This window comes from Bacillus sp. FSL L8-0199 (assembly GCF_038005705.1).
GTDB classification, from domain to species: domain Bacteria; phylum Bacillota; class Bacilli; order Bacillales; family Bacillaceae_G; genus Bacillus_A; species Bacillus_A cereus.
Map to the genome: position 1 here is coordinate 1 of NZ_JBBOTS010000003.1, position 25,670 is coordinate 25,670.

A 25,670-nucleotide genomic window follows, 5' to 3' on the forward strand; every position below is an offset into this window, starting at 1 on the left:
CACAATGAAGTGGTTAAAAAGGCATAGACTATGGACACCAGTAGTAAGATACTGGAATGGAAGTCCATACGCAATGATTAATGATTTGTATCCAAATATATATTTGAAAAGTTCATTCAGAGGATATATAAATAAATCTTAATATTATTAAACATAATTTAATTGACATGATAACTCGAATAATTAATAAAGGATTTTGTTTTAAAGTTTTCTAAATGAAACTACATTCTAGAAAAAGTCGTAAGGAAAGACATAAATGAGATATTTTAAAGGAAAACAGTTCAAGCAAGATATTATTTTAATAGCTGTCGGCTACTACTGTCATTTTTCTTTAACTTATCGTGATGTCTCTGAAATTTTTAAAAGAACGTGGAATCTCAATTCACCCAACAACTATCATGTGCTAGGTTCATGAATACGGAAACCTTAGCTATCAAATTTGGAAGAAAAAAATAAAAAATACAATTATCTTGGAAATTGGATGAGACCTATATAAACGAAAATAAAATTTGCAACAGAACTGATAATATTATAGCTAGAAAGCGTTGATATTCTTGTAACTTACTCTTTTTTCATAAATATTACTCCGATTTGAAATATGAAAATAAGACTTCTAAAATGTTAGGTCTTAGAAGTCTTAGATTTTCCATATATGGGTCTTGTAATATTATCTTTCTTGTCCTTCTGTTTGATTCGCTTGGAACTCCATTTTCAGCGCAATACTATCTCCCTGGAACATATTCTGGTCCATTTTATTGTCTTCAAAGATAAACTTTATCCAGAACCAATCCATCTTACCCACCTTTAATCCACCCGTCTCTGCCCATTTTGAAAGGAATATTTTATGGGACGTGACTTCCGGATTTTGTGATTTTAATTCTGCAAGAGTTGTTTCGTATATAGGACTTTTAGCTGGATCCCAATCCCAAAGAAATTGTACTTTAATATGTTTACCGAAATCATCTTCCTGATTATCTCGTTTTAAATCGTTCACGGTATAATCTACTTTCATTAGAACATCTTTAATATCTAACGTACCACTATTTTTTAAATTGAATTTCTTTAAAATTTTATCCCCAGGTTTTAAATTATCTAAATTAAGAGAAGTGGTAGGCTGCATAGCAAGATCTAATGTCCCCGCGGCTAATGCGTTATTTGTCACAACTTGATCACTAAAATAAGCATATGTCCCTCCACCAATTAAAGATAAACCAAGAGCGGCTGAAACCACTCCCACACCTAATTTCTTTTTCAAAGACATGTTTTATTCCTCCCTATATTATCTTTCCCTATTCAATCAAAAACCTTTCCTCATACAGCTGTAACATACATTCGAATTTTCTTATTAATCATAAGATACACCTATATTGAGAAAATCACAGGAAGATTCTTTATGTATTAGGTTCCCGTGTCCGTCGACATAAGAAACTTTATTCTCCCAAGTATCAAAAAATCTTATTCTTTCTAAATAAGTTAAATAGAAAGAACGACGAAGTAACCGATAAAAAAGAGACTAAAAAAATATTTCGTAGTCTCTTTTTTGATTTTACTTATTGAACCATGGCAGATACGATTACAGTAAATTCAGATGTAGCATTCTTAGGATTGGCAATATAAAGGGATCTTTTAGATATAACACTTGTGCGATTGCCGCTTAATACACCCGAGAAATGAGTAGGATCCGTTGCAGCCGACTTATCTTCCATTACATTAAAGCTAATAAAATCTGGATCTCCGCCACCTATAACCTCCCATTTCAAGTATTTTGTTCCTGCAGGAAGATTCTCAGTACTAAAGTTACCACTTGAACGATTTTTCTGTCCTGGTTGTGGCTCTTTACCTGATCTTACTCTTGCAATCTCTACTGTCGCTTTTGTTTCCATATCCATTCCCCATTTCATAATAAATATATTTTAGTTAGGTTACTACAGCAACCTAACTAAAATATACAATTTGTAGAAAAAAATGGGTATTGAGAAATATTGCGGCGTCTTTATTCATAAATTAAAGCATATATGTTTATTCCAACTAATGATGTAGCATTCCGAACATTATCAATGTAGAGTTCTTTATTTTGTACTACTTCAGTTCGATTTTCATGTAAAACATCACTAAAAATAAGGTCATCTATGTCCCAGAATTTATCTTCCATTACGTCAAAAAGAATATCATCTAAATCACCGCTACCTGCTAATTCCCATTTCAAAAAACTCGTGCCTTCGGGTAAAGTTGCAGTACTAAATAACTGACCTGGATATATAGTTGCTACCAATTGCCTCTTTTTTATCTTCATGTTCATTAGCCCCTTTTCCAATAAGCATCATTTACTAAAATATATATTTTTTAGAGGTATTTAGGTATTGATAAAATCTACAGAATACTTATTATTGGTGAATGCGAAAACATAAAGATAGTCTAAAAAAATTACTTTATTAGGTTGAGATTTTTTAACCGTTTACAAAGGTATACCTTTGTAAACAGGCGGTCTATATCTATGAAACATTGAAATATCAAGTTTATAAAGGTTATACGAATAATTTTATAAACGTTTATTTTTAATGAATACCTTTATAAACAAGTGTGGTATAATTGAGGTAACAAATGTAAGGAGAATACCAAATGTGGCAAATATTTATGGATATATACGTGTAAGTACAAAAGAACAAAATGAACAACGTCAGTTACATAAGATGATGGAACGAGGAGTGGAAGCTCGACGTATTTTTGTTGATAAAGCAAGTGGACGTAATTTTGATCGCCCACAATATCAATTATTAAGAAAAATATTGAGTCCAGGTGATATTGTGTATATAGATGCTTTAGATCGTATGGGACGTAATTATGATGAAGTAATTTCGGAATGGAAATACATAACAAGAGAATTACTAGCTGATATTGTTGTTTTAGAAAATGAAACATTGTTTGATAGCCGGAAGTTTCGTGAGATGGGAGATATGGGCAGGTTAATGGAGGATCAATTTCTATCTTTACTTTCTTATGTTGCGGATCAAGAGCGTAAAAAAATTCGTCAGCGACAAGCTGAGGGGATTGCTGTAGCCAAATCTCAAGGAAAGCATTTAGGGCGTCCTCAGTTTAACCTTTCAACATTAAATCCAAAGCAACTACAAATAATAGAAGAAACTTATCCAAAGTGGAAAAATAGAGAAATAACAGGGGTACAGTTTATGGGGTTAATTGAATTGAAGAAAAATACTTTCTATAAAATAATGAAAGAATACGAGGTAAACGATTTGAAAAATAGCTTCTAAAAAATAAGAGGCGAATTTTTCTTAACCTATATTTTCTCTTAAACCACCATATAACTAGTAGATAAATCCTGGAAACTATATTAAAGTAAAGAATTAGTGGATGTACTTATATTGTATAGTTGATTCAGAAGGGGGTACAATTAATTGCTGTAGTTGTAAACATTATTCCATTTGAGGAAGAAACTATGGATTGGATATCCTTCACGCTAAACATTTTTTGCGATGAAATAACATCATTTTGAATTAAAGAATTAAAGGTGTGTGAATTAATGTACAGTGAGATGTTAAAAGGAATATTAGAAGGTTGTATTTTGCATATTCTTACAAAAGAAGAGACTTATGGATATGAATTGAAAAGTAAGTTAGATTCATTTGGTTTTTTATTTGTAAGTAAAAATAGTATATATCCAGTATTATCACGTCTTCAAAAGGAAGGTTTAATTGTAGGGCAAATGAAAAAATCCTTAGCTAGTGGACCGGATCGTAAATATTACCAATTAACCCAAGAAGGATTGGAGCGCTTAAAGGTTTTCTATAATGATTGGTCAGAAGTCTCTGAAGCTGTAAATTGTTTAATTAATGATGTACATTCAGTTAAATTGAAACAATACAACCGTAGTATATAAATATTACAGTTGTATTGTTTTTTTAAAAATTTTATGTACACCAGGTATAAAGTTTTATTTTGATAACTTTTAATCGCGTTTATTATTATTTTTAAATAATTTCTATTTTAAAACAATTTTTAGTTTTAATACTTGATAAATAAAGAATCAGGATTGATTTGCTGGAAGAATGCAGTAAGAAATAGATTTTCAAGAAATATGCAATAATGCATATTCCTTGAAAATCTATTTCTTTTTATCGTGGTTCTATGATATTATCAATCACGAAATACTAATATACTAATTTATTTGAAGGGAAGTTATTTTATGAAAATTAAAAAAGTATTAGCAGGTACATTAGGTTTAGGAGTGGTAGGTTCTGTACTAACGCTTAATCAATTATCTGGTAGTGGTCTTGCCAATTTAACACTTCAGTACGACATTAGCGCAGTAAATGCAGGTCGAATTGTTAGTGCTTTAGAGTGGGCTTCTGATATGGGTGCGGTTATTGGCTTAGCGGGAGCAATTTTAGGAGCTGGAATTGGTGCTGCAGCTATCTCAGCGGCAGTTGCTATTGCGAAGAGAAAACTTCTTAAAGAAGGTAAAAAAGCAGCAGTATTATACTAAAATTTGTGTATTAACAAAAGAGAGTTATCAAGAATATACTTGGTAACTCTTTTAATTATATTGTATTGGAGATTTATGAATGGAAAACATACAAACAGCAAGTAGTTCGAACGTAAGTGGTGTAAAGTGGTTCGATTTTTTTATTAGCCCTAAAAGATTTTTTGAAAATGTAAAAGAAAAGCCAAATGTATGGAAGCCTTTTGTTCTTGCGACTATTCCGATCATATTAATGTATATGGTTATAGTACCTAATATGATGGACATGTTTACAAGTCATTTTTCAGACTTGAATTTCGGAGTATCAGGTCGAATTAAATCTCTTATGTATATACTGGTATGCTCATTTTCAATATTTCAGACTATCATGGCTTTATTCTTAGGGGCAATAATCCTGCATCTAATGTGTATTCCAATGTTAGGGAAAGGGAGTATAAGACAAACAACTTCATTGTTTATGTTTGTTAGTATCCCAAGTGCAATTAAAGCTATAGGAATTATAATTTTTAGTTTTGTTATGGGCTCTGATTTTTCTGAATTTATTAAAGGTTTTTTAGTTGAAAAAAATATTTATTTAAGCCTCTTTGATCCATTCTCTATATGGACGACATTACTAATAATTATTGCATTAAATGTTATCCATGAAATTTCTTGGTTAAAAGCTTCCATAATATCTATCATTCTTTTAGTAATTAAAATATTATTATCCTAATTATCTTATGTAATTAAGATAGTAACATTTAATTGCTTTTATTATAAAAATTCGGTATAGAGGTGAATGCTTCATTGAGGAACATTCTTAATTACATAAGAATATTTTGGGTAATTTATCTTGTCGATTTAAAAAGACTATTTAATCGCCTTATTTCTGTAATGCCTAGTAATTTAATAAAGGGGCAACCCAAAAAATATATATTTATTGCAATTGCTGTTTTTGGAACCTTAATGTTCATTTCAGTAATTGCTTTTATTTGCCTACTATTTGAACTACTCTCTAAAGATGTACTAAATGAGAGTATAGTTCTACCTGTTATAAGTAGCATTGTTTTATTTCATTTTATTTCTGGATGTATTGGTACTATACAATCTTATGAACGTGCAATACAACCAGAAGATTTTGAAATTATAGTTCGTAGCCCTACACCTAAGTTTCTTTTTATTATTAATCGCTTTGTTTCAACCAAACTATTTAATATGGTGTTTTTAATTATTTTTATAGTTGAGCCTGTATGCATAGCATCTACTTGGATATTTGGAGAAAATGTACTTGTATTATTGTTTGGACCTATAGTTACATGTCTATATTATATTTTTTATCTGGGATTCACAGGCATAGTTGGGTTTTATGGTTACAAAGTTATTCGTCAGTGGAACTTAACAGCTATTCGAATAGTTAGTAATGTCATTTTTATTATTGTAATGGGATGTACGGTAGTTCTTTCTGTTTTTTGGTTATTTTTTAATAAGGAACTTACCATAGAGGTTTTATTTGATTTTGTAACAGGATTAGCAAAAAATATAATGATTCCAACTAACTGGTATGTTTATTGCTTGGAATCATTAATTAAAGGTAATCAAATTACATTTTTAACTTGGTTCGCCATATTGATAATTTGCTCTATTTTAGTTTTTAGCTATTTTTTAAGGTTAACAAAATATGCAGATATAAAACCAATGTTTAGTCTTGTAATGGATGGAACATTGAAAAATAATTTTTGGATCTATAAGTTATGTGAAAATTTAGTTGCTAAAAGTGCATCTGATCATAATTATATCTTAAATAAAGATATAAAGAGCTTAATGAGAGTAAGCGAAATGGTACGTTATCGCTTATTGAAAATGTTTTATGTGATTGCTTTTATAATTGGTGGCGTAATGGGATTAGGGGTTATTTGGCAAAAATTTAATATTGGATACTGGGGAGTTATATTCATGAGTATCTTGCTGTCTAAACTATTCTGTTCATTTTTAGGAGAAGGTTTATTACCAATAACCTCTATTGATTCAGAGAAAAACAACATCAATCTATTTCTACATAAGGGAGTACAACCACAAAAATTATTTTGGTCAAAATTAATATTACATGTGTGTTGTCTATTGGTATTTAATCTCGGATTTATCATAATTGCATTACCATTTTTTACTTTTTCTGTAAGTATGATTATTACATGTATATGTTTAATTTTTATATTTTCTATAACGTATGGATGTATTCAAGTAGGAGTAACAGCTATCTACCCTAAATTTGATTGGGAGCATTATTTTGAAATTGGAAGATCGAGACGGGCAGTGTGGCTTGGGAATATATTGTCTACGATTTATTTGATGTTGATATTACAAGGAGCTGGAGGATTCGTAGCCTTGTATCATTTTAATAGTATTTCACTTTTAATAATGCAGTGTTTATTAATAATTTGGTACTTAGTTATCGGCGGAATTATGGTATCAATTAGTCTTGCGTTAATTAATAAGAAAGGAACTAAACATTGGGAGGGAATTCGTTGAGCCTATTAATTTTGAACGAAGTTGAAAAATCTTTGAGTGAAAGAAAAATACTAAAAAAGGTTTCTTTAGAAATTAATGAAGGAGAAGTTTATGGCATTTTAGGATCAAATGGGGCTGGAAAATCAACTTTGCTTCGTGTTATTGCAGGGTTAACAAGTATAGATGAAGGGAAAATTGAAGTGGCTGGATATTCATTAAGCAAATATCCAAGTGAATATAAAAAAATGTTAGGGTATGTGCCAGATATTCCATTTTTATATGGTTATTTATCAGGAAGGGAATATTTGAATTTTTTGGGTGATCTATGGGAAATTGAACGGGAGAGAAAAAGAGATTTAGTAGAAGAAAATCTCAAGTTAGTAGGACTACTAGAAAGTGCAGATGCAATGGTTACAACTTATTCCCATGGTATGAAGCAAAAATTAGCAATAGCCGGTGCTTTAATAACAAAACCACGTGTATTAATTTTAGATGAACCTATGACTGGATTTGATCCACCAAGTGCAAAATTTATGAAGGATTTTTTAAAAAATTATGCTAAAGAAGGAAATGCAGTAATAATTACAACACATATATTAGAATTGGCACAACATTTTTGTAATCGAGTTGGTGTATTAAGCGATGGGAATCTTAATGTTGAGTATAATGACCTGGAGAATTTAAAAAAAGATTTTGAAACTTTAGTTGTCACATCTATGGAGGGAATAAAATGAAGACTATTTTATATAGAAATAGAGTCGTTTTTATTATCTCAATACTAATTTATTTTGTTAGTTTTACCATAGGTATATTTTATCCGGATTTTATTTCTATTTTTAGTAGTAATAAGCATGTCGAACTGGAATATAAGAATCTTGTAATGAATAACTTAAATTCTATCTTCGCAATAATTTTAGGATTTTTCTCATTCGGTTTCATAAGTGTTTTCTGGCTTATTGCTAATGGAATGATAGTGGGCATGGTAGTCTCTTCTGCTTTAATGAATAATATTTCTTGGTATGAAGTATGTCTTACTATTTTGCCCCATGGAGTTTTAGAGATACCTGCATTAATTATTGCAGGTGCTGTTGGATTTAAAAGTTCAGATTGGTTAATTACTAAAATGTTAGGTAACTCTAGGAAGAATGTTATCAAGGATTCTTTGATATTAATCATGGTTTCAGTATTATTTATACTTATTGCCGGATTTATTGAAGCTAATATTACACCAATCGTGACTAAAACCTAGGGAAAGGTGATTAAGAAATGTTTCAAAAAATAAAAAATAGTAGGATACGTCGTCTTCTTGTTGCCGTATTTTGTTCATTTGGGGCTACAGTGTTTGTATTATTTAGCAAATTAAAAGGATTAATATTGTTAATTAAATGGGGGAAAATAGGGGGTACCATAATTAGTATGTTTGCATCTATGTGGGCTTACACATTATTGTATCCTTGGCAATTTGCAATTGGATTAGTCTTATTAATTTTTATTCACGAGTTGGGACATGTTGGATTTGCTAAATATAAGGGAATACCAATTACAGCCCCTACGTTTGTTCCTTTTTTAGGGGCCTTTGTTATAACTAAAAGAAAAGGATTATCGTTAGAAGAAAAAGCATTTATTAGTTATGGTGGGCCATTAATTGGATTTATAGGTGGATTAATATTTTGGGGGATTGCAACTTATGTGAGACAAGAATGGATGCTAGCGGTCTTAAATTTATTTTTATTAATAAATTTAGTTAATTCTTTTCCGTTTAAGCCTTTGGATGGATATTGGATTTTAAAGATAGTTGGCTATAAGAATAGCATAATCCAGAAAACGTTATTTGGTTTATTTATTTTAATGGGTTTTGGTTTAAGTATTTATTTTAAAAACTGGACAATATTCATTATTTATGTGCTTCTTCTGATAGAAACATGGGCAAGCAAAGAAGGGGACAAAAACAAGGTATATTCACAAAATAAGTTGTTAGTATCAAAATCAATATTCTCAGATAAAAATTTGATGATTCCAAGAAAAAAAAGAGAAGTATCTTTAACTTATAAATCAGAAAATAATACGGATGGGATTGATATTTATTATCCAGGCGTAGGGTTAATTGGAACAATTCAGGAGAAAAATAAGGAGATTAATATGTTTAAATTAACATCAACTGTACCACATGGAGAACAGTTGTTATTAACGATACAAGGAGAAGTTAGTAAAGATGATTTAAATAATGATGTTCCACTAAAAACTCAATATCGATATGCTGTTTCTTATATCAGTTTAATATTGGTTCAATCTGTTTTCTTATACTATATTCATGGGTAGGTAGATATCTACATAATATTTTTAAGGAGATTAATTATGTTATCAAGTAACGTTCAGGGTTCTACTAAAAAGAAAAGAAGAATTATTATTGGTGTTATTACACTATTTTCTATTATTATAGCAATTAATATTTTTTTAATACAAGGAAAGAAGAAAGAAAATAAAAAAGTAGATGCTGTAAGTTTGGAGAAGGTGACAGAGCGCAAGCTTAATAATACTAAGTTAATTTCTGGTCAGGTGAAGCCTGGGAATATTGAAAGTTTCTATGCGGATCCGACTAAAGGAAAAGTGAAAGATATTGCAGTGAAAGAAGGACAAGAGGTAGAGAAGGGAATGAAATTATTCTCTTATGATAATGAAGAAATTAATCTTCAAATAAAGCAAGCTGAGCTTGATCAGAAAATGGCTGATATGCGTTATGATCAAGGGAAAAAGAAGATTGATTCGTTGAAGAAAGAAATTAAGAAGGCAAAAGATGGCGGGGCTGGGAAAGAAGTAACAGACCCAATGGAAGAGCAAGTAAGTGAGTTAGAAATGCAGCAAAAAACAACTGATCTTGAGAAAGAAAAAGGGAAGTTGCAAAAAGAAGAGTTAAGTAAAAAACAAAAAGATCTTACGATTTATAGTAATTTCACTGGTGTTGTCCAAAAGTTAGATAAAGATGCAGCACAAAGTTCATCTCAAGCGTTAGGTGGTCAAGGGAAAGCATTCTTACAAGTAGCTTCTAAAGATCCGTTCCAAGTTCAAGGGACTTTAACAGAGCTTCAAAAGTCACAAATTCAAAAGGATCAAACGTTTACTGTAACTGCGAAAGCAAATAATAAGAAGAAGTGGACAGGTAAGATTACTGAAGTAAGTGAGTTCCCAACAAGTGCAGAGATGGCTCAAGGGGCTAGCTTAGGGGAAGCGTCTCAAAATATGTCTCAATATACATATAAAGCAAGTCTTGATAGCCAAGATGGCTTATCTCCAGGTTATCACGTCTCTTTACAAGTAAATTTAGAAAATAAGACGATGATTGCTGTTCCAAGTAAGAGCATTGTAGAAAAAGGTGAAGATGCATTTGTTTATATCGAAGAGAAAGGAAAGCTTCGTAAACAACATGTGAAAAAAGGTGCTACTGATGGAGACTGGACAGAGATTGTTGAGGGCGCAACAGTGGGGCAAAAGGTGGTTAAAAATCCTTCCGACAACGTGTATGACGGAATGGAAGTGAAAGAGAAATGATTACGTTAAATCATATTGCTAAAACGTATTATCAAGGGAAATTGGCAGTGCCAATTTTACATGGTATTAGTTTAACAATTCAGAGCGGTGAGTTCGTTTCTATTATGGGACCGTCTGGTTCTGGTAAATCAACGCTTATGAATATTATCGGTTGTTTAGATCGTCCGACAGAAGGCGAATATATGCTGAGTGATGTAAATATCTTAACGGCAGACGAGTCAAAACTAGCTTTAATTCGTAATGAATATATTGGCTTTGTGTTCCAGCATTTTAATTTACTGCCACGTCTTTCAGCAGTGGAAAACGTTGAACTTCCGCTCATCTATGGTGGGGTGAAGAAAGCAGAGCGCCGTCAAAGAGCTCTGGAAGCGCTTGGGAAAGTTGGATTGTCAGATAGAGTGCAACATTTACCTAGTGAGTTATCAGGTGGACAGAAGCAACGTGTAGCAATTGCGAGATCGATTGCAAATAATCCAACGTTCATTATGGCCGATGAGCCAACAGGTGCACTTGATACGAAGTCTGGTGAACAAGTTATGGATATTTTCACGAAGCTCAATGCAGAAGGTACGACGATTGTTATGGTTACACATGAAGAGGAAGTAGCAGCTTATTCTTCTCGTCGCATTGTACTGCGAGATGGGAAAATTACGGAAGATAGAAGGTGTGCAGTATGAGTTTACTAGATAGTATGAAAATTGCCCTCTCTTCTATATTAGCTCATAAATTGCGCTCAGCCCTTACGATGCTCGGGATTATTATCGGTGTAGGTTCAATTATTACTGTTGTAGCGATTGGCCAAGGCGGGGAAGCCGCCCTAAAATCACAATTTGTTGGATCAGGAAATCAAACAATTCCTATTCATTATAGTCCTGATATAAACGATTCTTTTAGTATGGATATGCTCGAAGTACCAAAGATAACAGAAGAAGATATTTTTGAAATCAAGAAGATCCCAGAGATTGCACATATCGTAACAACAAATTCAAGTATGGAATCTCTTGATATTGAAGATAAAAAAGAGATGGTGAATATTACAGGATTAGACAGTGAGTATTTCACGGTGAATAAAGTGAAAGTACTTAAAGGACGTTCGCTGCAAGAATTAGATGTGGATCAAGGTAATAACGTTGTCATGATTAATAAACAAATGGAAGAGAAGGTATTTAAAGATGTCAATCCAGTTGGTAAAATCATTGAAATAAAAAGTCAACCGCTGCAAATTATTGGTGTCTATCAATCAGATAATGAATTTATGGGAATGGGACCATCAGAAGCACTCGTTCCAATTTCATTATGGCCGACAATGTATGGAAAAGATGAGATTCAAAATATTTCTGTTCAAGCAAAAAATGTAGATCATTTAGAGCAAGCCGGTAAAAAAGCTGCGGATGTTTTAAACAGTCGCAAACCAAGTGATACAACTGGTAAATACGAAGTTATGAATTTAAAAGAGATTCAAGAAGGTATTTCAAAAATGACGGGTATTATGACAATGATCATCGGTGGTATCGCTGGTATTTCATTAGTCGTTGGTGGTATTGGTGTTATGAATATCATGCTCGTATCTGTTACAGAGCGTACACGTGAAATTGGTGTGCGTAAAGCACTTGGTGCAACACGTAGTAAAATTTTATTACAATTCTTAATTGAGGCAGTTATGTTAACGCTTCTTGGTGGTTTAATTGGTATTGGTCTTGGATATGGCGGGGCATATATTGTTTCGACATTTGCAAAATGGCCACCACTTGTTTCATGGGAAGTTGTTGTTGGGGGCGTATTATTTTCAATGACACTTGGTATTATTTTTGGATTAATTCCAGCAAATAAAGCTGCAAAATTAGATCCAATTGAAGCACTTCGCTACGAATAGTTTACTAGAGTAGTAGAGATAAGTACCTCTATTACTCATGTATATTGTTCGAATAAATTGTTTGAATCATCCTTGAAGAGGATTATATAAATCGAAGGAGGCGCTATAATGGAAGCGAATATGAATATACAAGATGTAGGTGCGAAAAAGCCATCATTATTTGGAATGATTACATCTCCTGGGGTACAATTTGAAAGAATGAAAACAAACAAGAAAGTTTGGGGTATGTTCCTCTTAGTAGCACTGTTACAAGGACTCCTAGGTGGTTTAAGTGCGTATGTTTTACATACCTCACCTGAGATGCTTGAAATGAAAAAAGAGTTAGGTGAATTGGCTGGACAAAGTTCACTTACATCCGAAGTGATTTCTGGAATTGGATCAAGCTTTGCTAGTGCGATGATTGGAACACTATTCATAGCAGCTATTTATAAGATGTTTATGATGTTTTTCGGGAATGATACCCCTTATAAAACCCTATTGAACATTGTAGTTTATACAAATATGGTCCTTATTATTGGTGGACTTATGAATACAATTTTAAGTCTAATCTTTGGTACTGGAATGACTCAATATACGAGTTTAGGGTTATTATTTACGGAAGGTACGTTTGCATATGGAATTGGTAATACAATTGAAGTATTCTATGTATGGAATTTAGTCTTAATTTGGCTTGGATTACATATTACAGCAGGATTAAGCAAAGTGAAAGCATCGATTCCAATTATTATTCTATTCATTATTAAAGCATTCTTCTTAGCGGCAATTATTGTATTACTAGCGAAGTTTTTACCAGGTATGCCAATGTAAATAAATTAAGTCATTATAAATAAGTTTAGTAAAAGATTTGCAACATCAATAACCAGTTCCTTAACGTACAAGGAACTGGTTGTTTTGTGTCCAAATTGTGTCTAAACGTACAATTTTCTTTTTTTGATATGGTGACCCCTTGAAGGGAAAAAATCGTATTGTAATCCAGGCGAAACGCTACGGAATGAAAAATAGAGTCGGCATCAGTGCCGTACAGGAGATATATGCAGCACAAGCCTATTACAAGGCACAAGAGGGCTGGGTTGTAACGAACAGTGTGTATACAAGACAGGCGAAAGAATTAGCGGAAGCTTGTCATGTAAAACTAATAGATCGTGTAGAACTTCAGAAATTGATTAATAAAATCAATCCCGAATATTCGGCTGAAGATGTGTATCAAGGGGTAACACCTGCAGCACGGAAATGTCCAACATGTAAACATGATTTAGTCGTTCGTAATTCAAATCAAACAGGAAATAAGTTTTTTGGCTGTTCACAATATCCGACATGTACACATACAGAACCAATCAATACATGAGCTGTGATGAAAATCCAGCTCTTTTTCTTTTTATTTAGGCGCTGTTAAAAATACTGCAAATGAATAATCCTCTATTATTTACGCAATCTAATCCATATTATGCAGTAAGTTTGGAGTCAATTATATGTTTAAATGGAAACTGTTAATGACATTTTGCGGAGTTATAATGATGGTTTTATTTACATCTCCAATAGAAGGAAAGGCAGAAAATATATCTAATAAAGATTTTTATGATTCTTATAATACTTTATTAGCTCCTTACGCAAGTGAGATTATCCGAAGTAAACTTGGACCAGAACACCAGTATAGTTTAACGGATACAAAAATTATAAAAATTGAGCGTTTTCAAAAATATACCTTCACCTTTATTGTAGTAGCTAAATATAGAACGTATACTAACGCTCACAATCCACCTAATCATGTTGTAACAATAACTTATAATGTTAGTCCAAGTGGGGTAAAAGTTATCGATTTCAAACAAAAAAAAGAAAGAAAGTGAGTTTACAACTCATTTTCTTCCTTTATCAATAGGCAGAGTAGCTGACTTTTGGAATTCAAATAAAACAGGAAATAAGTTTCTTGGTTGTTCTTACTATCCAACATGTACACATACAGAACCAATTCATACATGAGCTGTGATGAAAATCCGGCTCTTTTTTCATTTGTTTAAAGAATGCATGAAAAAAATCAGTTTAACTAAAAAATGAACCTTCAGATTTAGTTGTATGAGGTTTTGATATGGTTATTAATACAATAAGTCATATTTGTTATAAAAACGCATGTAAAGGTAGAGAGGGAATTTAAATGCGTTTTTAGGTTTTTTAGGAAAAATAAAAAGGGTAGCCATTATTTACGACTTAACCCTTTGTCTACAATCTGACGAATTGCTTCATTTCGGTTCTTCAGCTTATTTTCATGCCAATAATCTTCTATTTGTTCTACTTGTTCTTTTGTAAAAGTCACTAAAATTTGTGTGTACTTGTCTTTATTAACCGCCATATTACAACCTCCTCTTTAAAAATAATTATAAGTTATATAACTTATATTGACAACTGGAAAAATGAGTAATAGAATAGTTATATAAGTTATATAACTTTATTGAGGAGGTTATTATATGGAACGGAAAGTTAAAAAGATGATGGCTGATCTTCAATTTATTATGAATCATGGTCAAATAAGTGTAGATTTTATGGATCAAGGATATAAAAGAATGCTTTTTAGTGCATTAGAAGCTACGGGAAAACAGTTTAATGTGCATACCAATGAACATAATGAAACAACCCTGTTCTTAGAGTTAGTTTAGTAAATTTACGCAATGAGGAGCTGTTAATGATGGAACAGTTAACTATTTTTGACGTAATGGATGAAACTAAAAATAAGCTTTATGAGGTATTAGAGAAAAATGAATTAAATTATAAAATTCATAAATACTATTTATATTCGAATTATGAAGGGGCTGTTCAGTATTATTATATAAGAACAACTGATAATACAATTATTGATTTGTGTCTCTCGGATTTTCCAGAAATCTTCGCTGTCCATGAAGGAGTTAGCGATAAACAAATTAGAAAGATTTACAACTGGAACTTATAAGCTATATAAATAACAAATTTAATTATTGGAGGAATAGAAAATGAAAATTGGTGTATCTGAGTGGAAAGCATTGAAAAGAGAGACAAAGTTAAAGCTATTGCGCTATGCGATGTTAGAAAGTAAGTATAAGTATGCAAAATAAAAGCTCTTCATTTGCAAAAAGCAAACAAAGAGCAAAGACATGAGTGACCATCTGGGAAAGAAATTGGCACATTTCTTTCCCTCTTATTTTAACATATAAAAAGTTGTAGAGAAAAGGGGCATGTAGAATGGAAGAAGGTCGTATTTCCTTTCAGCAAAGGGTTAAAGAAGTACTTGTTATGATCGTCAGTTTTTGGGTTATTATGTTTCTCATGTATGGCGAAATCCTGTTACAATAGTTAAGAATAACTTGGTACAAATTGATAATGAAATGGGGAAATATGCTAGATGAAAGCAACCGGAGTAACTAGAAAAATAGATGAATTAGGGCGTGTAGTAATTCCAAAGGAACTTAGAAATACGCTTGGTATAAAAGAAAAATCACCATTAGAGATTTTTGTAGAAGGGGAAGACATCATTTTACAGAAGTATCAGCCTGGTCATGTTTGTGCATTAACAGGAGAAGTGTCAAATCGTAATATAGCATTAGCAAATGGCAAGATAACATTAAGTCTAGAAGGTGCAGAACTATTACTAAAAGAAGTAGAACAATATCTTGTAAAATAAGTGCTCCTTTCAAGGGGCTTTTTTGTAAGGGGAATATATAATTTCACGTACCGTAATGTTTAATAAAAAACTACATAAACAATAGTCTACATTTCATTTTGTGCCTAATTAATCCGCTTAATGAATTCCGTCTCGTCTGTTTTTGATACTATTTTATGTGAAATGGAGATATTATTTTTATTTCGGATAGATTTCTTGCGAAATATGTACCTAGAGCAGTATTTCAATTTAAATGTGATACGATAGTGATATATTCGTTTTGCTAGTAAAAGGGGATGAGTGTCGATGAAAAACCACATAAAAGTAAATGGAAAAATCCTTCAAACAAATAAAAAATGGTCACATCTCAAGCAAAGACAAAGACAACATATTTCTAATTGGTTACGTAGAGAATATACACAGTTTGTAAAAACACATTATAGAAAACCTAGAAAGTATGAACATGATGAGATTCTTCATGAAGTGATGAATCAAATACAGGAACGTGAAATTTGGATTCCTAATGGTGAAGTAAAAAGATATTATCTAAGCAAAATAGGAAAATGGTTTAGAAAAATAGAAAGTGAATGGGAATCACAAATATCCAACAGTGAAAAGCAGCAGGTATTAGAAGAAAAGTAAATACAAACAAACCAGGGGGCGCATTTCATGTTTAATTTACAAGAAGATATGTATGAACAATTGAAAGAGAAAAAAGAGGCAGTTACAGTATTTTTAAAGAATGGCGTTCCAGTACGTGGGAAGATCCTTGCAACAGATAAATTTACCGTCCTAATGATGGTTCATGGTAAACAACAACTAATCTATAAACAAGCCATTTCTACAATTGCTATATAAAAAATGATTGTATGCTATAAAAGGAGAGGGATATATTGATTTTTTTATTTCGATTTGACATAAAAGATGATGGAATAGATTTTATCTTAAACGAAAAAATAACTGAAGATATGATTCCTTACTATGATGAAATGCTTAGACCGCTTGCCGCTTCTTTAAGTCAAACATTAAACTTTTATCGAGCTTTTAGTAAACACCCTACCATACTATCTTGTCGAATTTTAGATAATAATGAACTGGAAATTATGTTGAGTAAAGGATTGGGACAGTATATAGATCCATACACTAAAAACCAAATTATTTTCGAAAATGGAAAATTAATAGCAGATATCTTAATGGAAGTTATGAACCATCAAACTATATACCGTTAAATTATATTATAAGGGGTCACCATACATGCCCATCAACTTAAGAAATTAGGTATTCCAAAAACAAAAAATAGGCTAATTGTTTTTATATTTTGTTTTATATTTATATAAAGAGGAGATAAAAAAAGACTTAATCCTTATGAGGAAATTAAGTCTTTTTATAGTATTGTTATTAGAAATTGTTGTTTATGTTAAGGGCATGGAAAACAACAACTGATTTACAAAACAGCTATAACCACAATTGCTATATGGCGTACCGCCAGCATTTCGGTAAAAAACCACGCTAAGAGTATACAAAGTTTTATGCAAAAAATAGGGAGACATAGGGAATCCAAAAGTCGCTCTAGAACAGGAATGTATAAAAAGATACATAGAGTCATAGAAAAATAAAAAGGCAAATCCCTTTTGAGAGTAAGGAGACACTTTTTTCTTCTCTACCGATAATGAGACGTTATGTTAACCAGGCATGAATATCTTATACAACCAAAATTTCGCAATACATCCTTTCTTCCGAATGATACAATAAGGGAAAAGATGGGAGTTTATCATGAATTAAAAAAGGAGAAGGTGATTGATCTTTTATGATTTCTATTTCGATATTACATAACAATTTGGATTACATTAACGGATTTATTGTTGATGGTCATGCGAATTATTCCTCTTATGGTGAAGATATTGTTTGTGCTAGTGTTTCAACAATAACAATTGGTACAGTGAACGCTATAGAAAAGTTTTGCCAAGTAAAAATGCAAACAGAGGTACGCGATGGATATTTAAAAGCAATAATACCCATTGATAGAAATGACAAAAAAGGATTTTCTAAGTCTGGTCATGATATACAATTATTATTACAGTCTATGGCATATACGCTTCGAGATTTAGAGAAAACTTATGCGAAACATATACGTATTACTACAAAAAATATATAACTGAAGAACTTCCAATAACGAATTTTACGTCAACTAGCTTCTTTTGCAGAGGCTAGTTTTTTTGCTTAGCGTGGGTTTTTTCCGAAATGCTGGCGGTACCCCATTAAGGATTCCTTTTTTGTATCTAAAATCCAAAAATAAAAAGATAAGATCCGGGAACAGGATCTTATCTTTAGCACAAGGAGTAAACAAAAGGATAACCATCATATTTTTATTATAATTTATTTTTTGCTAATTTTGAATATTGAAACCATAATTAACAAGTATATCTATATTGAGAAATTTATTACAAAATTAGTTATAAATAATCCAAAACCTCAATGTAAACTTTTAGGCAAAAGTTTACTTTCATTTCCCCTTAAACATTGACTTCTATCTAATTTCATTGATATTATAAAAATAGACAAAAAAGTATACATTCAAATCATTGAAAATAAAGGGATTGAAAAACAGATGGATAAAAAGCAACATTTAATCGATGTACAACCAATTCGAAGCAAAAAACAGCTCGAAGATATGAAATGGTCTCTTAAACGTCATTGTTCAGATCGAGATTACATTTTGTTCCTAATTGGAATTAATACGGGATTGCGTGTAAGTGATTTACTTAAAATGGAAACGAGTGAAATTTTAAAACTGAAGCGAAAAAAACGGAAAGAATTTAAAGTGAAGGAAGGAAAGACAAAAAAGGAGCGTATCATAAATATTACATCCATTTTTGAGGAAGTACTTCCATACGCTGAAGATCTAAAAAGTACCTGGTTATTTCCTTCTCGAAAAGGTGATAAACCTATTAGTAAAATACAGGCCTATCGACAGTTACAAAAAGCCGGAGATTTTGCCGGAGTCGAATCTTTAGGTACTCATACTATGCGTAAAACATTTGGATATTGGTTTTACAAGCAAACAAAAGATATTGCTATGTTACAAGAAATATTGAATCATAGTACACCACAAATTACCCTAAGATACATTGGAATTAATAAAGAGGAAAAAGATAATGTACTTGATACATTTCGCATCTAATTTAGTGGTCAGCAATAATAAATGAGTAGGTTATGTTTTTATTTAATTAATATAATTAAAAGAGAGACAATTTATGCACCAAGATTTAAAGAAGAGAGCAAGCATTGAAATAAAATAAGCATCCTTATAGATTATTAAATACGAATAGGTATATAAAATATGGAATTGAAAGTATAATTATAATGCCAAATATAGATTTATACAGATTAACACAACTATAAATTATAGTAAAAAGGGGATTGAAATTAATGTTGTACCAAGTGCACATGGAAGTAACAAACATTTCTGGATCTACCAAAAACTTACATCTATATGAATATGATAAAGAAGATAAAAATAAAATTATTGAAGAAATAATTTTACCATACCTACAAAAAGAAGAACTACAATTCGACGGTTATTTTTTAAAAGAGCCAAATATAGTTAGATTAAATGTGAAAACTACCGAATTGCCTATAAAAGCTATAGTAAGCAGAATAGACGCTGAATTACCATCTAATATGATTATGTTTATAGAAAAAGAGGATGCTTTTGACAGTGATCAATATACTAAAGATGTAACGACAGAAATATTAAAAGAAGCTAAAGTAAGAATGCAAGAACTTCCAAAGCTATCAGCAAGCCCTTCATCTACTGAAATTGATAATAAAAAAGTATTTATAGTACATGGACATGATGTGAGTGTAAAAATTGCCGTCGCTAGGTTTTTAGAAAGGTTAGATTTGAAACCAATAATTTTACATGAACAAGCTAGTGGTGGCACAACAATAATTGAAAAAATAGAAAATAATACAGATGTAGGTTTTGGAATTGTACTTTATACGCCCTGTGATTTAGGTAAGGCTAAAAATGATGATGAACTACAAATAAGAGCTAGACAAAATGTTGTATTTGAACATGGATATCTAATTGCAAAATTGGGAAGATCCAATGTTTGTGCATTAGTTAAAGATAATATTGAAAAACCAAATGATATATCAGGAGTTGTATATGTTAACTATGATTCAGGAACTGGTTGGCACATGGAGTTATTTAAAGAGCTAAAAAATGCCGGCTACGATTTAGATGCAAATAAGTTATTTTAATAATTTATTACAATTAATGTTGATTTAGAATTATTTATTCGAAATGACTAAAAGTTTGCAATTAGACTATAAAAAAGAGTCCTAATAATAAGGACTCTTTTTTATGATTATTTGATATTTTCAAGGTTTTTAATTCACACTCGCTTTTCGATTAGTTGAATTTGAAAAATGTCACTGTCATTAATACCAAGCACCTTCATTTCCTCTTTAAACGAACGCCAGGGTTCCACTTTAATGGATTTTATACTTTTATCCCGCAAAGTATATTCTCTTATATAATATGAATTTCGTTCTTTATTCTTCTTCAAATAATCTTCCTCCGTTATTTTTAATGGATGTAATCATAATATCTTTTTAACGAAAGCTTAGATTTAAATACCTACCTGTTTTATAATTTCTTCCTCTAAAACTTTATTTTCGATTAGCCGTAAAATGAATGTATTCCGTAGATGTTGTGCTGAAATTCCTTTTCTTATATTCGCTCTCTCAACTTCAAGTCGAATCATTTTTTGAACAGCGATTTCTGTTAAGGTCTTTGGAGCATCGTTTTCATATGACCAATGATAAGTTTTTCGAGTAAAATCAAATGCTACGAATAGTGGATCATTACTATGATAGTTGGGACGAACAGGTTCAGGAATAGTTTTATAATAGTTAAATAATATTTTTTTATCATCTTCAGTTAAAACAATATTTCTCTCTATCCCCACTATTCCTGGTATTAAGATCATGTTATTTTCAAAATGGACGTTCTTCATCTGTAAACCTACAAGTTCTTGTAAGGACAATCCATTATTAATAAGTAAATGCACAACAGCAATGTTACGATCCATAAGTATTGGACGAACGGAGCGTTGTTTTTCTGTTAATCCTTCTAATGAGGTTAAAATGTACTTTAACCTTTTTTCCTCTGTTTTAGAAATAAAATCTTCATCACGTAACGCACGATTGGGCTGAACTATAAGATTCATATCTTTTATTGGGTTAGGTAGGGCTAAATATTGATAAAGTCTACTTAGAACAATGTAAACACGATGTATCGTTTTATCTGAGTAATTTCGTTGCTTCTTTAAAACATTAAAATACTCTTCATAATCCTCTGTATTAAGTGTCGTCCATATATTGTGTAATGGAAGCCTTTTAGATTCTTGCAACCACTGACCAAAATCTTCAATATCATAAACATAACGTTTAATTGTAGATGATTTTCTTCCTTTATCTAATAAGAATAAAGAAAAATGCTGTACTGTATCTTTGAATTCCTTTGTTGGCATACCCATATCATCCTAATTTTTTCTTTTAGTATATCAAGTACTATATAGCTCATAAGAAAGACCTGTTTGCGATATCAGGCCTTTTATCTAACGATTCCATTTTTAAATTCATTCATTTTCGTTACGTATTATTTTTTCTTTTAATTGATTTTCAAAAATAACACGTCTATCTTCCATGTCAGTGTACATCTCAAATTTCCCTTTTCTTTTTTGAGTAGCAATTCTTCCTTTTGTTTGTGATGGGTGACAAACCTTACATTTTATTTCTCCACTATGTCTAGCACCTACTTGTGCTTTATATTCATTTCCACAAGTGCTACAAAGCCACCAAACGCTTTGGCTAGAATTAATCTTAGTTTCCTCAGGAGTTTTAACTCCATACTGTCCTTCATTTTTAGTAAAATTCCACTCTTTAGCCAACTCAGGATTTAAAAGAGCTAAAGAATTTTGAAACAGTTCACACTTCCGGCACCCTTTTCCATTCTTAACTCTTTCACTAATTTTTTCTCTCCATACATGCCCCTTTTCACAAATCCAATACGCATCCTCTGAAGAATTATACATCACATTATATGCCGTCCTAACTTCAGAATACGTGCTATTTTCAAATACAAACCAATTCTTTGCTATTTCTGGATAAATTGTGGCTAAGCAGTTATCCTCGCATACCTTCTTATTTGCACAATATGGGCAAACACTTTTATTTTTATGTCTACTCTCAATCGTTTCTTCCCATTCATGATTTCTTTTGCATTGCCACCATCTACGTACCCTTCCTTCATCGAATACAACAGCATCTGGAGTAATACCCTCATTTTTTATTGGATGCCATTGCTTAGCCAACTCAGGATCTACTTCCTCAAGAGTTTTAATCTGTCTTTCTTCTTTTACTTCAGCTCTTTTTGTGGCCTTTTTAAGCCTTAAACATTTTGGACATTCTTTTTTCTTTTGTCTATCGTAAATGCTCATTCCCCACTCATGACCTTCAGGACATATCCACCAAATATATTCATAACTTTCATTAGTTAATTCATCTGGATTAATCCCATGATTTTTAGTAGGATGCCATTCTGATAAAAATTTTCCAGACAATCCGTTATGAATGTTTAACGTTTCCAAAATACTCACCCTTCCATATTATCAATTAGAAACCATTTATCCTTGTTTATTACATCAACATCTATCTTGTATTCTTTAAACACACATTTTTCATCCTTTTCATCTAAATATGGTTTCACATAAATTTCCGCACTAGAATATCGGCTTCTATAAGATGTCTCTTCTTCAAATGCCATTATTTTTGTAATTTCTATTTTATATACATACAGTGGATGTGCTAACCTTTGTCCCACTTTTAACCACATTTCTAAGGAATTATTACTTCTCAGTTCTTCTACGTTTCTTCTTTGTGGTTCATGATAAAACGGACTCCCGAACATAATAAAACACCATCCTTGTTAAGGTTTAAATTTCCCTCTTTTATTATATCAAATTATTTTTTATTCTATCTATTCGGATTATTTCCGTAGAACGTGGAGCATTGATTTAAATTTAATTCCAAGTGGCCATACTCCGAATTAAATTGATACAATGATTCTAATAAAGGTGAAGGTAGAACTCAATTATAGGAGGAAATAATGTACGAATTAACAATAGGACTTAGATATAACAAACCATTAGAATTGAACCCAAAATACCGATATGACTTTGTGGGGATTGATTATCATAATGATTTTATTTATGGATGCATCTTTGTATTTCGAACAATTAAAGATGGTAAAGCAAAAGGTAATATATTAATTGATTTGGTTCATAACTCTAACATTAATGCCATTAGTGCTCATATGCATGGTGACTGTCATTTTCATATATTTAAAGACAGATTTTCTATGGGGAACAAACCTATCATAATTACAGAAAATATTTTTTTAGAGAAAATAGAAAACACATCAAATGACGAATATTATGTATCTCTAAAGGAACAACAATATAGATTGATTAATGGGGTCCCATCCATTGATTCTGATTGCAAACACTTCCCTATCGTAAAGTATCTATTATTTACCGAATATCATGAACCTCTTGCAAATATGGATACGCTTGAATTAGCTCCAATATTTAAATTACAAGAAGAACTTATCTGGCATAACAACAGGCACGAGAATTATAATGAAATTACTAAATTAGACATAAAAGATAGTAAACTAAATCCTTCTACAGAATGGTGTCATGTGAAAAAAATCATTAAAAATCAACGAGAACATTGGAGGGAACAAAGGCAAGAAAAATACAATCAAATTTTACATTTAAGAGATTCACAAAAATACCTTCCTATTGAATGATAATTTAAGAAATTAGATGTGTACTGTGATGAATTGGAGATACAATGGTAAAAGTAGCATTTGCTTATATAAAGAATTACATTATAAAATAGTAAGAAGAAATGAAAGACAGGGAGAGGAAATCCATGTCCACAAAATTAGTAAATTTACGAATTGATTTCGCGTTTAAACAGTTATTTGGAACGAAGGGAAACGAAGAAATTTTAATTGGATTTTTAAACGCTATCCTAGAAGAATCTTTAGATGCACCTATTGCCTCTCTACAACTAGAAGATCCACATCTTCATAAATCTTATGAAGATGATAAGTTATCCATATTAGACTTATTAGCAACATTAGACAACGAAACGCAAGTGAATATAGAGATACAACTTCGCAATACACATGATATGGTGAAGCGATCTTTATATTACTGGAGTAAACTCTATACATCCCAAATGCAAGAGGGGATGCCCTATCGTTCACTTCGGAAAACAATTACCATTAACTTATTAGATTTTATATTATTCTCCCAGGATGATTCATTTCATACCATAGGACAATTATGGAATAGCAAAAAACAGCAGATACTAAGTGATGATATTGAAATCCATTTTGTTGAAATTCCAAAATTGGTCAAACAATGGCATGAAGAAAAAGTAAATCCATGGGAAAATGTATTTGTCCGTTGGATGTTATTACTACCAGCACATGAAGATGAGCATTTAACTCAAACATTGGAGGAGATTGCGATGAATCAAGATCCAATTTTACAAAAAGCAATGAATAAATGGGAAAATATGAGCCATGACTCCTCATTCCGAACGGCTTATGAGGCTCGTGAAAAGTTACTTCTAGATGAACAAGCCAAGTTGGCACACGCTCGTGAAGAAGGATTAGAGGAAGGTTTAGAAAAAGGGATTCAAACAGGAAGAAAAGAAGGAATTGAAGAAGGAAAAATCCAATTAATCCGTGGTATGCATAAGAATGGTATGCCATTAGAAGATATTGCAAAATTCACAGGTCTTACTACGGAAGAAATACGAAAATTATTATTATAATTACATGGCATTATAAAAGCTTTGCGTAAAATCTCGCAAAGCTTTTTATAAAAAATCATCTTGTTTGATATCCTTGTGAAATTTACGATACAGTCCACGTTTCTTTAGCTCTTTTCCTAACATAGTTGAATCGCAACATAACTGTAATGATATCTTCCAGTAGCTTAATCTTTGTTCTCTGGGTAGAACCACAGCTTGCTCACATAAATTATCCCATCTCTTCCGAGCGTTTTCTTTTATTTATTCCTTTTTGTAAGAATCCCACATGGTTTAGATAAATCAGAAATTGAAAACATCGGCACTTGGATTTGTATAACTTTTAAATCCCGTGTAGTTCAGATGAACAGGACACTATGACCATATACATGTAGGCTGGCAAGAATTTATATCCCACTACGTTTTGATAAAACTCAAAATTTGGTGGCGCCCTACCTGTCCATACGTAGTTTATATCCCACTATGTTTTGATAAAACGAATGGTTGACCCTAAGCGAGATGCTAAGACGGCAATATTTACATCCCACATAGTGCAGATAATAAGGTAGATGGGGAGGATCATATGAACATTCAACTAATTTTAAATCCCAAATAGTTCCAGATAAAATGTTTGAGGGAGTTATAAACAAGTTTGGTAAACATGCTTTTATATCCCGTGTAGTTCAGATAAAACAATAAATGCGACAATGACATTCACAGTGCTATGGTACTTTATATCCCACGTA

The 25,670-nt window shown here is 31.6% G+C and carries 31 protein-coding genes and 5 pseudogenes; 28 read left to right on the top strand and 8 right to left on the bottom strand.

Features of this window, described 5'->3' with window-relative positions; genetic code table 11:
- Together NST86_RS34975 and NST86_RS30370 are read left to right on the top strand one after the other, a co-directional pair.
- Window positions 1-142, top strand: a pseudogene (locus NST86_RS34975) (DUF4046 domain-containing protein); the annotation flags it as partial.
- Window positions 143-256: 114 nt separating this feature from the next.
- Window positions 257-495 (top strand): annotated as a pseudogene (locus NST86_RS30370) (IS6 family transposase); the annotation flags it as partial.
- Between the two features lie 172 nt (window positions 496-667).
- Here NST86_RS30370 and NST86_RS30375 read toward each other — a convergent pair.
- From NST86_RS30375 to NST86_RS30385, 3 genes are all read right to left on the bottom strand, one after another.
- Window positions 668-1,261, bottom strand: coding sequence for a TasA family protein (locus NST86_RS30375; RefSeq protein ID WP_086423624.1), 594 nt, complete (start codon window positions 1,259-1,261; stop codon window positions 668-670).
- A gap of 289 nt (window positions 1,262-1,550) precedes the next feature.
- A complete protein-coding gene (locus NST86_RS30380; RefSeq protein ID WP_000448097.1) occupies window positions 1,551-1,883 on the bottom strand; it encodes a hypothetical protein in 333 nt (110 codons plus the stop codon).
- Between the two features lie 110 nt (window positions 1,884-1,993).
- Window positions 1,994-2,293: a hypothetical protein gene (locus tag NST86_RS30385; RefSeq protein ID WP_000694314.1), complete on the bottom strand. Its 300-nt coding sequence runs from the start codon at window positions 2,291-2,293 to the stop codon at window positions 1,994-1,996.
- A 265-nt stretch (window positions 2,294-2,558) separates the two neighbouring features.
- On the opposite strand from NST86_RS30385, the gene NST86_RS30390 reads away from it, so the two are divergent.
- From NST86_RS30390 to NST86_RS30460, 15 genes and pseudogenes are all read left to right on the top strand, one after another.
- Entirely contained in the window at window positions 2,559-3,269 is a 711-nt protein-coding gene (locus NST86_RS30390; protein ID WP_080559836.1) for a recombinase family protein, read from the top strand.
- Window positions 3,270-3,538: 269 nt separating this feature from the next.
- A complete protein-coding gene (locus NST86_RS30395) occupies window positions 3,539-3,895 on the top strand; it encodes a PadR family transcriptional regulator (RefSeq protein WP_000286775.1) in 357 nt (118 codons plus the stop codon).
- A 306-nt stretch (window positions 3,896-4,201) separates the two neighbouring features.
- Window positions 4,202-4,501, top strand: a complete 300-nt coding sequence (locus tag NST86_RS30400; RefSeq protein WP_000694486.1) for an uberolysin/carnocyclin family circular bacteriocin — start codon at window positions 4,202-4,204, stop codon at window positions 4,499-4,501.
- 79 nt (window positions 4,502-4,580) lie between these two features.
- Entirely contained in the window at window positions 4,581-5,210 is a 630-nt protein-coding gene (locus tag NST86_RS30405) for a Yip1 family protein (RefSeq protein ID WP_000428008.1), read from the top strand.
- A 74-nt stretch (window positions 5,211-5,284) separates the two neighbouring features.
- Window positions 5,285-7,003 (top strand): hypothetical protein, encoded by a 1,719-nt coding sequence (locus NST86_RS30410; RefSeq protein WP_086423625.1) that lies wholly within the window; start codon window positions 5,285-5,287, stop codon window positions 7,001-7,003.
- On the top strand, window positions 7,000-7,716 hold the full coding sequence (locus tag NST86_RS30415; protein ID WP_086423626.1) for an ABC transporter ATP-binding protein: 717 nt from the start codon (window positions 7,000-7,002) through the stop codon (window positions 7,714-7,716). Before NST86_RS30410 ends, NST86_RS30415 begins: the two co-directional genes overlap by 4 nt.
- On the top strand, window positions 7,713-8,231 hold the full coding sequence (locus tag NST86_RS30420) for a stage II sporulation protein M (protein WP_000849261.1): 519 nt from the start codon (window positions 7,713-7,715) through the stop codon (window positions 8,229-8,231). The genes NST86_RS30415 and NST86_RS30420 overlap by 4 nt, the downstream gene beginning before the upstream one ends.
- 17 nt (window positions 8,232-8,248) lie before the next feature.
- Entirely contained in the window at window positions 8,249-9,301 is a 1,053-nt protein-coding gene (locus NST86_RS30425; RefSeq protein ID WP_000486722.1) for a site-2 protease family protein, read from the top strand.
- 36 nt (window positions 9,302-9,337) lie between these two features.
- Window positions 9,338-10,528: an efflux RND transporter periplasmic adaptor subunit gene (locus tag NST86_RS30430; protein ID WP_086423627.1), complete on the top strand. Its 1,191-nt coding sequence runs from the start codon at window positions 9,338-9,340 to the stop codon at window positions 10,526-10,528.
- Window positions 10,525-11,205, top strand: a complete 681-nt coding sequence (locus NST86_RS30435) for an ABC transporter ATP-binding protein (RefSeq protein WP_086423628.1) — start codon at window positions 10,525-10,527, stop codon at window positions 11,203-11,205. Before NST86_RS30430 ends, NST86_RS30435 begins: the two co-directional genes overlap by 4 nt.
- Window positions 11,202-12,401 carry an ABC transporter permease gene (locus tag NST86_RS30440; protein ID WP_000054395.1) on the top strand — a complete coding sequence of 400 codons (1,200 nt, stop codon included), beginning with the start codon at window positions 11,202-11,204 and terminating at the stop codon, window positions 12,399-12,401. The genes NST86_RS30435 and NST86_RS30440 overlap by 4 nt, the downstream gene beginning before the upstream one ends.
- 108 nt (window positions 12,402-12,509) lie before the next feature.
- Entirely contained in the window at window positions 12,510-13,208 is a 699-nt protein-coding gene (locus NST86_RS30445; protein ID WP_016123847.1) for a Yip1 family protein, read from the top strand.
- Window positions 13,209-13,347: 139 nt separating this feature from the next.
- A pseudogene (locus NST86_RS30450) lies at window positions 13,348-13,746 on the top strand (restriction endonuclease); the annotation flags it as partial.
- 124 nt (window positions 13,747-13,870) lie between these two features.
- Window positions 13,871-14,245, top strand: coding sequence for a DUF3888 domain-containing protein (locus NST86_RS30455; RefSeq protein ID WP_086424299.1), 375 nt, complete (start codon window positions 13,871-13,873; stop codon window positions 14,243-14,245).
- Between the two features lie 52 nt (window positions 14,246-14,297).
- Window positions 14,298-14,378, top strand: a pseudogene (locus NST86_RS30460) (restriction endonuclease); the annotation flags it as partial.
- Between the two features lie 214 nt (window positions 14,379-14,592).
- Here the strand turns inward: NST86_RS30460 and NST86_RS30465 are convergent.
- The gene (locus NST86_RS30465; RefSeq protein WP_176343007.1) at window positions 14,593-14,745 is read right to left on the bottom strand and encodes a hypothetical protein; all 153 of its coding nucleotides are present in this window, start codon (window positions 14,743-14,745) and stop codon (window positions 14,593-14,595) included.
- 115 nt (window positions 14,746-14,860) lie between these two features.
- Here NST86_RS30465 and NST86_RS30470 point away from each other — a divergent pair, with 115 nt between their 5' ends.
- From NST86_RS30470 to NST86_RS30510, 9 genes are all read left to right on the top strand, one after another.
- Window positions 14,861-15,049, top strand: a complete 189-nt coding sequence (locus NST86_RS30470; RefSeq protein ID WP_002204218.1) for a hypothetical protein — start codon at window positions 14,861-14,863, stop codon at window positions 15,047-15,049.
- A 26-nt stretch (window positions 15,050-15,075) separates the two neighbouring features.
- Window positions 15,076-15,339 carry a hypothetical protein gene (locus NST86_RS30475; RefSeq protein WP_086424300.1) on the top strand — a complete coding sequence of 88 codons (264 nt, stop codon included), beginning with the start codon at window positions 15,076-15,078 and terminating at the stop codon, window positions 15,337-15,339.
- Window positions 15,340-15,768: 429 nt separating this feature from the next.
- Window positions 15,769-16,047 carry an AbrB/MazE/SpoVT family DNA-binding domain-containing protein gene (locus tag NST86_RS30480; RefSeq protein ID WP_002193623.1) on the top strand — a complete coding sequence of 93 codons (279 nt, stop codon included), beginning with the start codon at window positions 15,769-15,771 and terminating at the stop codon, window positions 16,045-16,047.
- Window positions 16,048-16,332: 285 nt separating this feature from the next.
- Window positions 16,333-16,668, top strand: coding sequence for a hypothetical protein (locus tag NST86_RS30485; RefSeq protein ID WP_000788513.1), 336 nt, complete (start codon window positions 16,333-16,335; stop codon window positions 16,666-16,668).
- 27 nt (window positions 16,669-16,695) lie between these two features.
- Entirely contained in the window at window positions 16,696-16,884 is a 189-nt protein-coding gene (gene hfq, locus NST86_RS30490) for an RNA chaperone Hfq (protein ID WP_086424301.1), read from the top strand.
- A 35-nt stretch (window positions 16,885-16,919) separates the two neighbouring features.
- Window positions 16,920-17,255 (top strand): hypothetical protein, encoded by a 336-nt coding sequence (locus NST86_RS30495; RefSeq protein ID WP_086424302.1) that lies wholly within the window; start codon window positions 16,920-16,922, stop codon window positions 17,253-17,255.
- A gap of 578 nt (window positions 17,256-17,833) precedes the next feature.
- Window positions 17,834-18,181 (top strand): ribosomal-processing cysteine protease Prp, encoded by a 348-nt coding sequence (locus tag NST86_RS30500; protein ID WP_000623657.1) that lies wholly within the window; start codon window positions 17,834-17,836, stop codon window positions 18,179-18,181.
- Between the two features lie 453 nt (window positions 18,182-18,634).
- Complete coding sequence (locus NST86_RS30505) at window positions 18,635-19,207, top strand: tyrosine-type recombinase/integrase (RefSeq protein WP_086423986.1); 573 nt, start codon at window positions 18,635-18,637, stop codon at window positions 19,205-19,207.
- A gap of 248 nt (window positions 19,208-19,455) precedes the next feature.
- The gene (locus tag NST86_RS30510) at window positions 19,456-20,292 is read left to right on the top strand and encodes a TIR domain-containing protein (RefSeq protein WP_086423985.1); all 837 of its coding nucleotides are present in this window, start codon (window positions 19,456-19,458) and stop codon (window positions 20,290-20,292) included.
- A 134-nt stretch (window positions 20,293-20,426) separates the two neighbouring features.
- On the opposite strand, the gene NST86_RS30515 is transcribed toward NST86_RS30510, so the two are convergent.
- The 4 genes and pseudogenes from NST86_RS30515 to NST86_RS30530 all read right to left on the bottom strand — a co-directional run bounded on the left by NST86_RS30515 (window position 20,427) and on the right by NST86_RS30530 (window position 23,005).
- On the bottom strand, window positions 20,427-20,600 hold the full coding sequence (locus NST86_RS30515; protein WP_166669690.1) for a hypothetical protein: 174 nt from the start codon (window positions 20,598-20,600) through the stop codon (window positions 20,427-20,429).
- Window positions 20,601-20,620: 20 nt separating this feature from the next.
- Window positions 20,621-21,566: pseudogene (locus NST86_RS30520) on the bottom strand (tyrosine-type recombinase/integrase).
- Window positions 21,567-21,674: 108 nt separating this feature from the next.
- On the bottom strand, window positions 21,675-22,694 hold the full coding sequence (locus NST86_RS30525) for a zinc-ribbon domain-containing protein (RefSeq protein WP_086423983.1): 1,020 nt from the start codon (window positions 22,692-22,694) through the stop codon (window positions 21,675-21,677).
- On the bottom strand, window positions 22,691-23,005 hold the full coding sequence (locus NST86_RS30530; protein ID WP_086423982.1) for a hypothetical protein: 315 nt from the start codon (window positions 23,003-23,005) through the stop codon (window positions 22,691-22,693). Before NST86_RS30530 ends, NST86_RS30525 begins: the two co-directional genes overlap by 4 nt.
- 198 nt (window positions 23,006-23,203) lie before the next feature.
- Between NST86_RS30530 and NST86_RS30535 the strand changes: the two genes are divergently transcribed.
- The gene (locus tag NST86_RS30535; protein ID WP_086423981.1) at window positions 23,204-23,908 is read left to right on the top strand and encodes a hypothetical protein; all 705 of its coding nucleotides are present in this window, start codon (window positions 23,204-23,206) and stop codon (window positions 23,906-23,908) included.
- A 125-nt stretch (window positions 23,909-24,033) separates the two neighbouring features.
- Complete coding sequence (locus NST86_RS30540) at window positions 24,034-24,948, top strand: Rpn family recombination-promoting nuclease/putative transposase (RefSeq protein ID WP_086423980.1); 915 nt, start codon at window positions 24,034-24,036, stop codon at window positions 24,946-24,948.
- Window positions 24,949-25,670: the final 722 nt, after the last annotated feature.

Coding starts and splice junctions, on each gene's coding strand:
- NST86_RS30375 (WP_086423624.1), bottom strand. CDS start 1,261: ATGTCTTTGAAAAAGAAATTAGGTGTGGGAGTGGTTTCAGCCGCTCTT.
- NST86_RS30380 (WP_000448097.1), bottom strand. CDS start 1,883: ATGGAAACAAAAGCGACAGTAGAGATTGCAAGAGTAAGATCAGGTAAA.
- NST86_RS30385 (WP_000694314.1), bottom strand. CDS start 2,293: ATGAAGATAAAAAAGAGGCAATTGGTAGCAACTATATATCCAGGTCAG.
- NST86_RS30390 (WP_080559836.1), top strand. CDS start 2,559: ATGAATACCTTTATAAACAAGTGTGGTATAATTGAGGTAACAAATGTA.
- NST86_RS30395 (WP_000286775.1), top strand. CDS start 3,539: ATGTACAGTGAGATGTTAAAAGGAATATTAGAAGGTTGTATTTTGCAT.
- NST86_RS30400 (WP_000694486.1), top strand. CDS start 4,202: ATGAAAATTAAAAAAGTATTAGCAGGTACATTAGGTTTAGGAGTGGTA.
- NST86_RS30405 (WP_000428008.1), top strand. CDS start 4,581: ATGGAAAACATACAAACAGCAAGTAGTTCGAACGTAAGTGGTGTAAAG.
- NST86_RS30420 (WP_000849261.1), top strand. CDS start 7,713: ATGAAGACTATTTTATATAGAAATAGAGTCGTTTTTATTATCTCAATA.
- NST86_RS30425 (WP_000486722.1), top strand. CDS start 8,249: ATGTTTCAAAAAATAAAAAATAGTAGGATACGTCGTCTTCTTGTTGCC.
- NST86_RS30430 (WP_086423627.1), top strand. CDS start 9,338: ATGTTATCAAGTAACGTTCAGGGTTCTACTAAAAAGAAAAGAAGAATT.
- NST86_RS30435 (WP_086423628.1), top strand. CDS start 10,525: ATGATTACGTTAAATCATATTGCTAAAACGTATTATCAAGGGAAATTG.
- NST86_RS30440 (WP_000054395.1), top strand. CDS start 11,202: ATGAGTTTACTAGATAGTATGAAAATTGCCCTCTCTTCTATATTAGCT.
- NST86_RS30445 (WP_016123847.1), top strand. CDS start 12,510: ATGGAAGCGAATATGAATATACAAGATGTAGGTGCGAAAAAGCCATCA.
- NST86_RS30455 (WP_086424299.1), top strand. CDS start 13,871: ATGTTTAAATGGAAACTGTTAATGACATTTTGCGGAGTTATAATGATG.
- NST86_RS30465 (WP_176343007.1), bottom strand. CDS start 14,745: ATGGCGGTTAATAAAGACAAGTACACACAAATTTTAGTGACTTTTACA.
- NST86_RS30470 (WP_002204218.1), top strand. CDS start 14,861: ATGGAACGGAAAGTTAAAAAGATGATGGCTGATCTTCAATTTATTATG.
- NST86_RS30475 (WP_086424300.1), top strand. CDS start 15,076: ATGATGGAACAGTTAACTATTTTTGACGTAATGGATGAAACTAAAAAT.
- NST86_RS30480 (WP_002193623.1), top strand. CDS start 15,769: ATGAAAGCAACCGGAGTAACTAGAAAAATAGATGAATTAGGGCGTGTA.
- NST86_RS30485 (WP_000788513.1), top strand. CDS start 16,333: ATGAAAAACCACATAAAAGTAAATGGAAAAATCCTTCAAACAAATAAA.
- hfq (WP_086424301.1), top strand. CDS start 16,696: ATGTTTAATTTACAAGAAGATATGTATGAACAATTGAAAGAGAAAAAA.
- NST86_RS30500 (WP_000623657.1), top strand. CDS start 17,834: ATGATTTCTATTTCGATATTACATAACAATTTGGATTACATTAACGGA.
- NST86_RS30505 (WP_086423986.1), top strand. CDS start 18,635: ATGGATAAAAAGCAACATTTAATCGATGTACAACCAATTCGAAGCAAA.
- NST86_RS30510 (WP_086423985.1), top strand. CDS start 19,456: ATGTTGTACCAAGTGCACATGGAAGTAACAAACATTTCTGGATCTACC.
- NST86_RS30530 (WP_086423982.1), bottom strand. CDS start 23,005: ATGTTCGGGAGTCCGTTTTATCATGAACCACAAAGAAGAAACGTAGAA.
- NST86_RS30535 (WP_086423981.1), top strand. CDS start 23,204: ATGTACGAATTAACAATAGGACTTAGATATAACAAACCATTAGAATTG.
- NST86_RS30540 (WP_086423980.1), top strand. CDS start 24,034: ATGTCCACAAAATTAGTAAATTTACGAATTGATTTCGCGTTTAAACAG.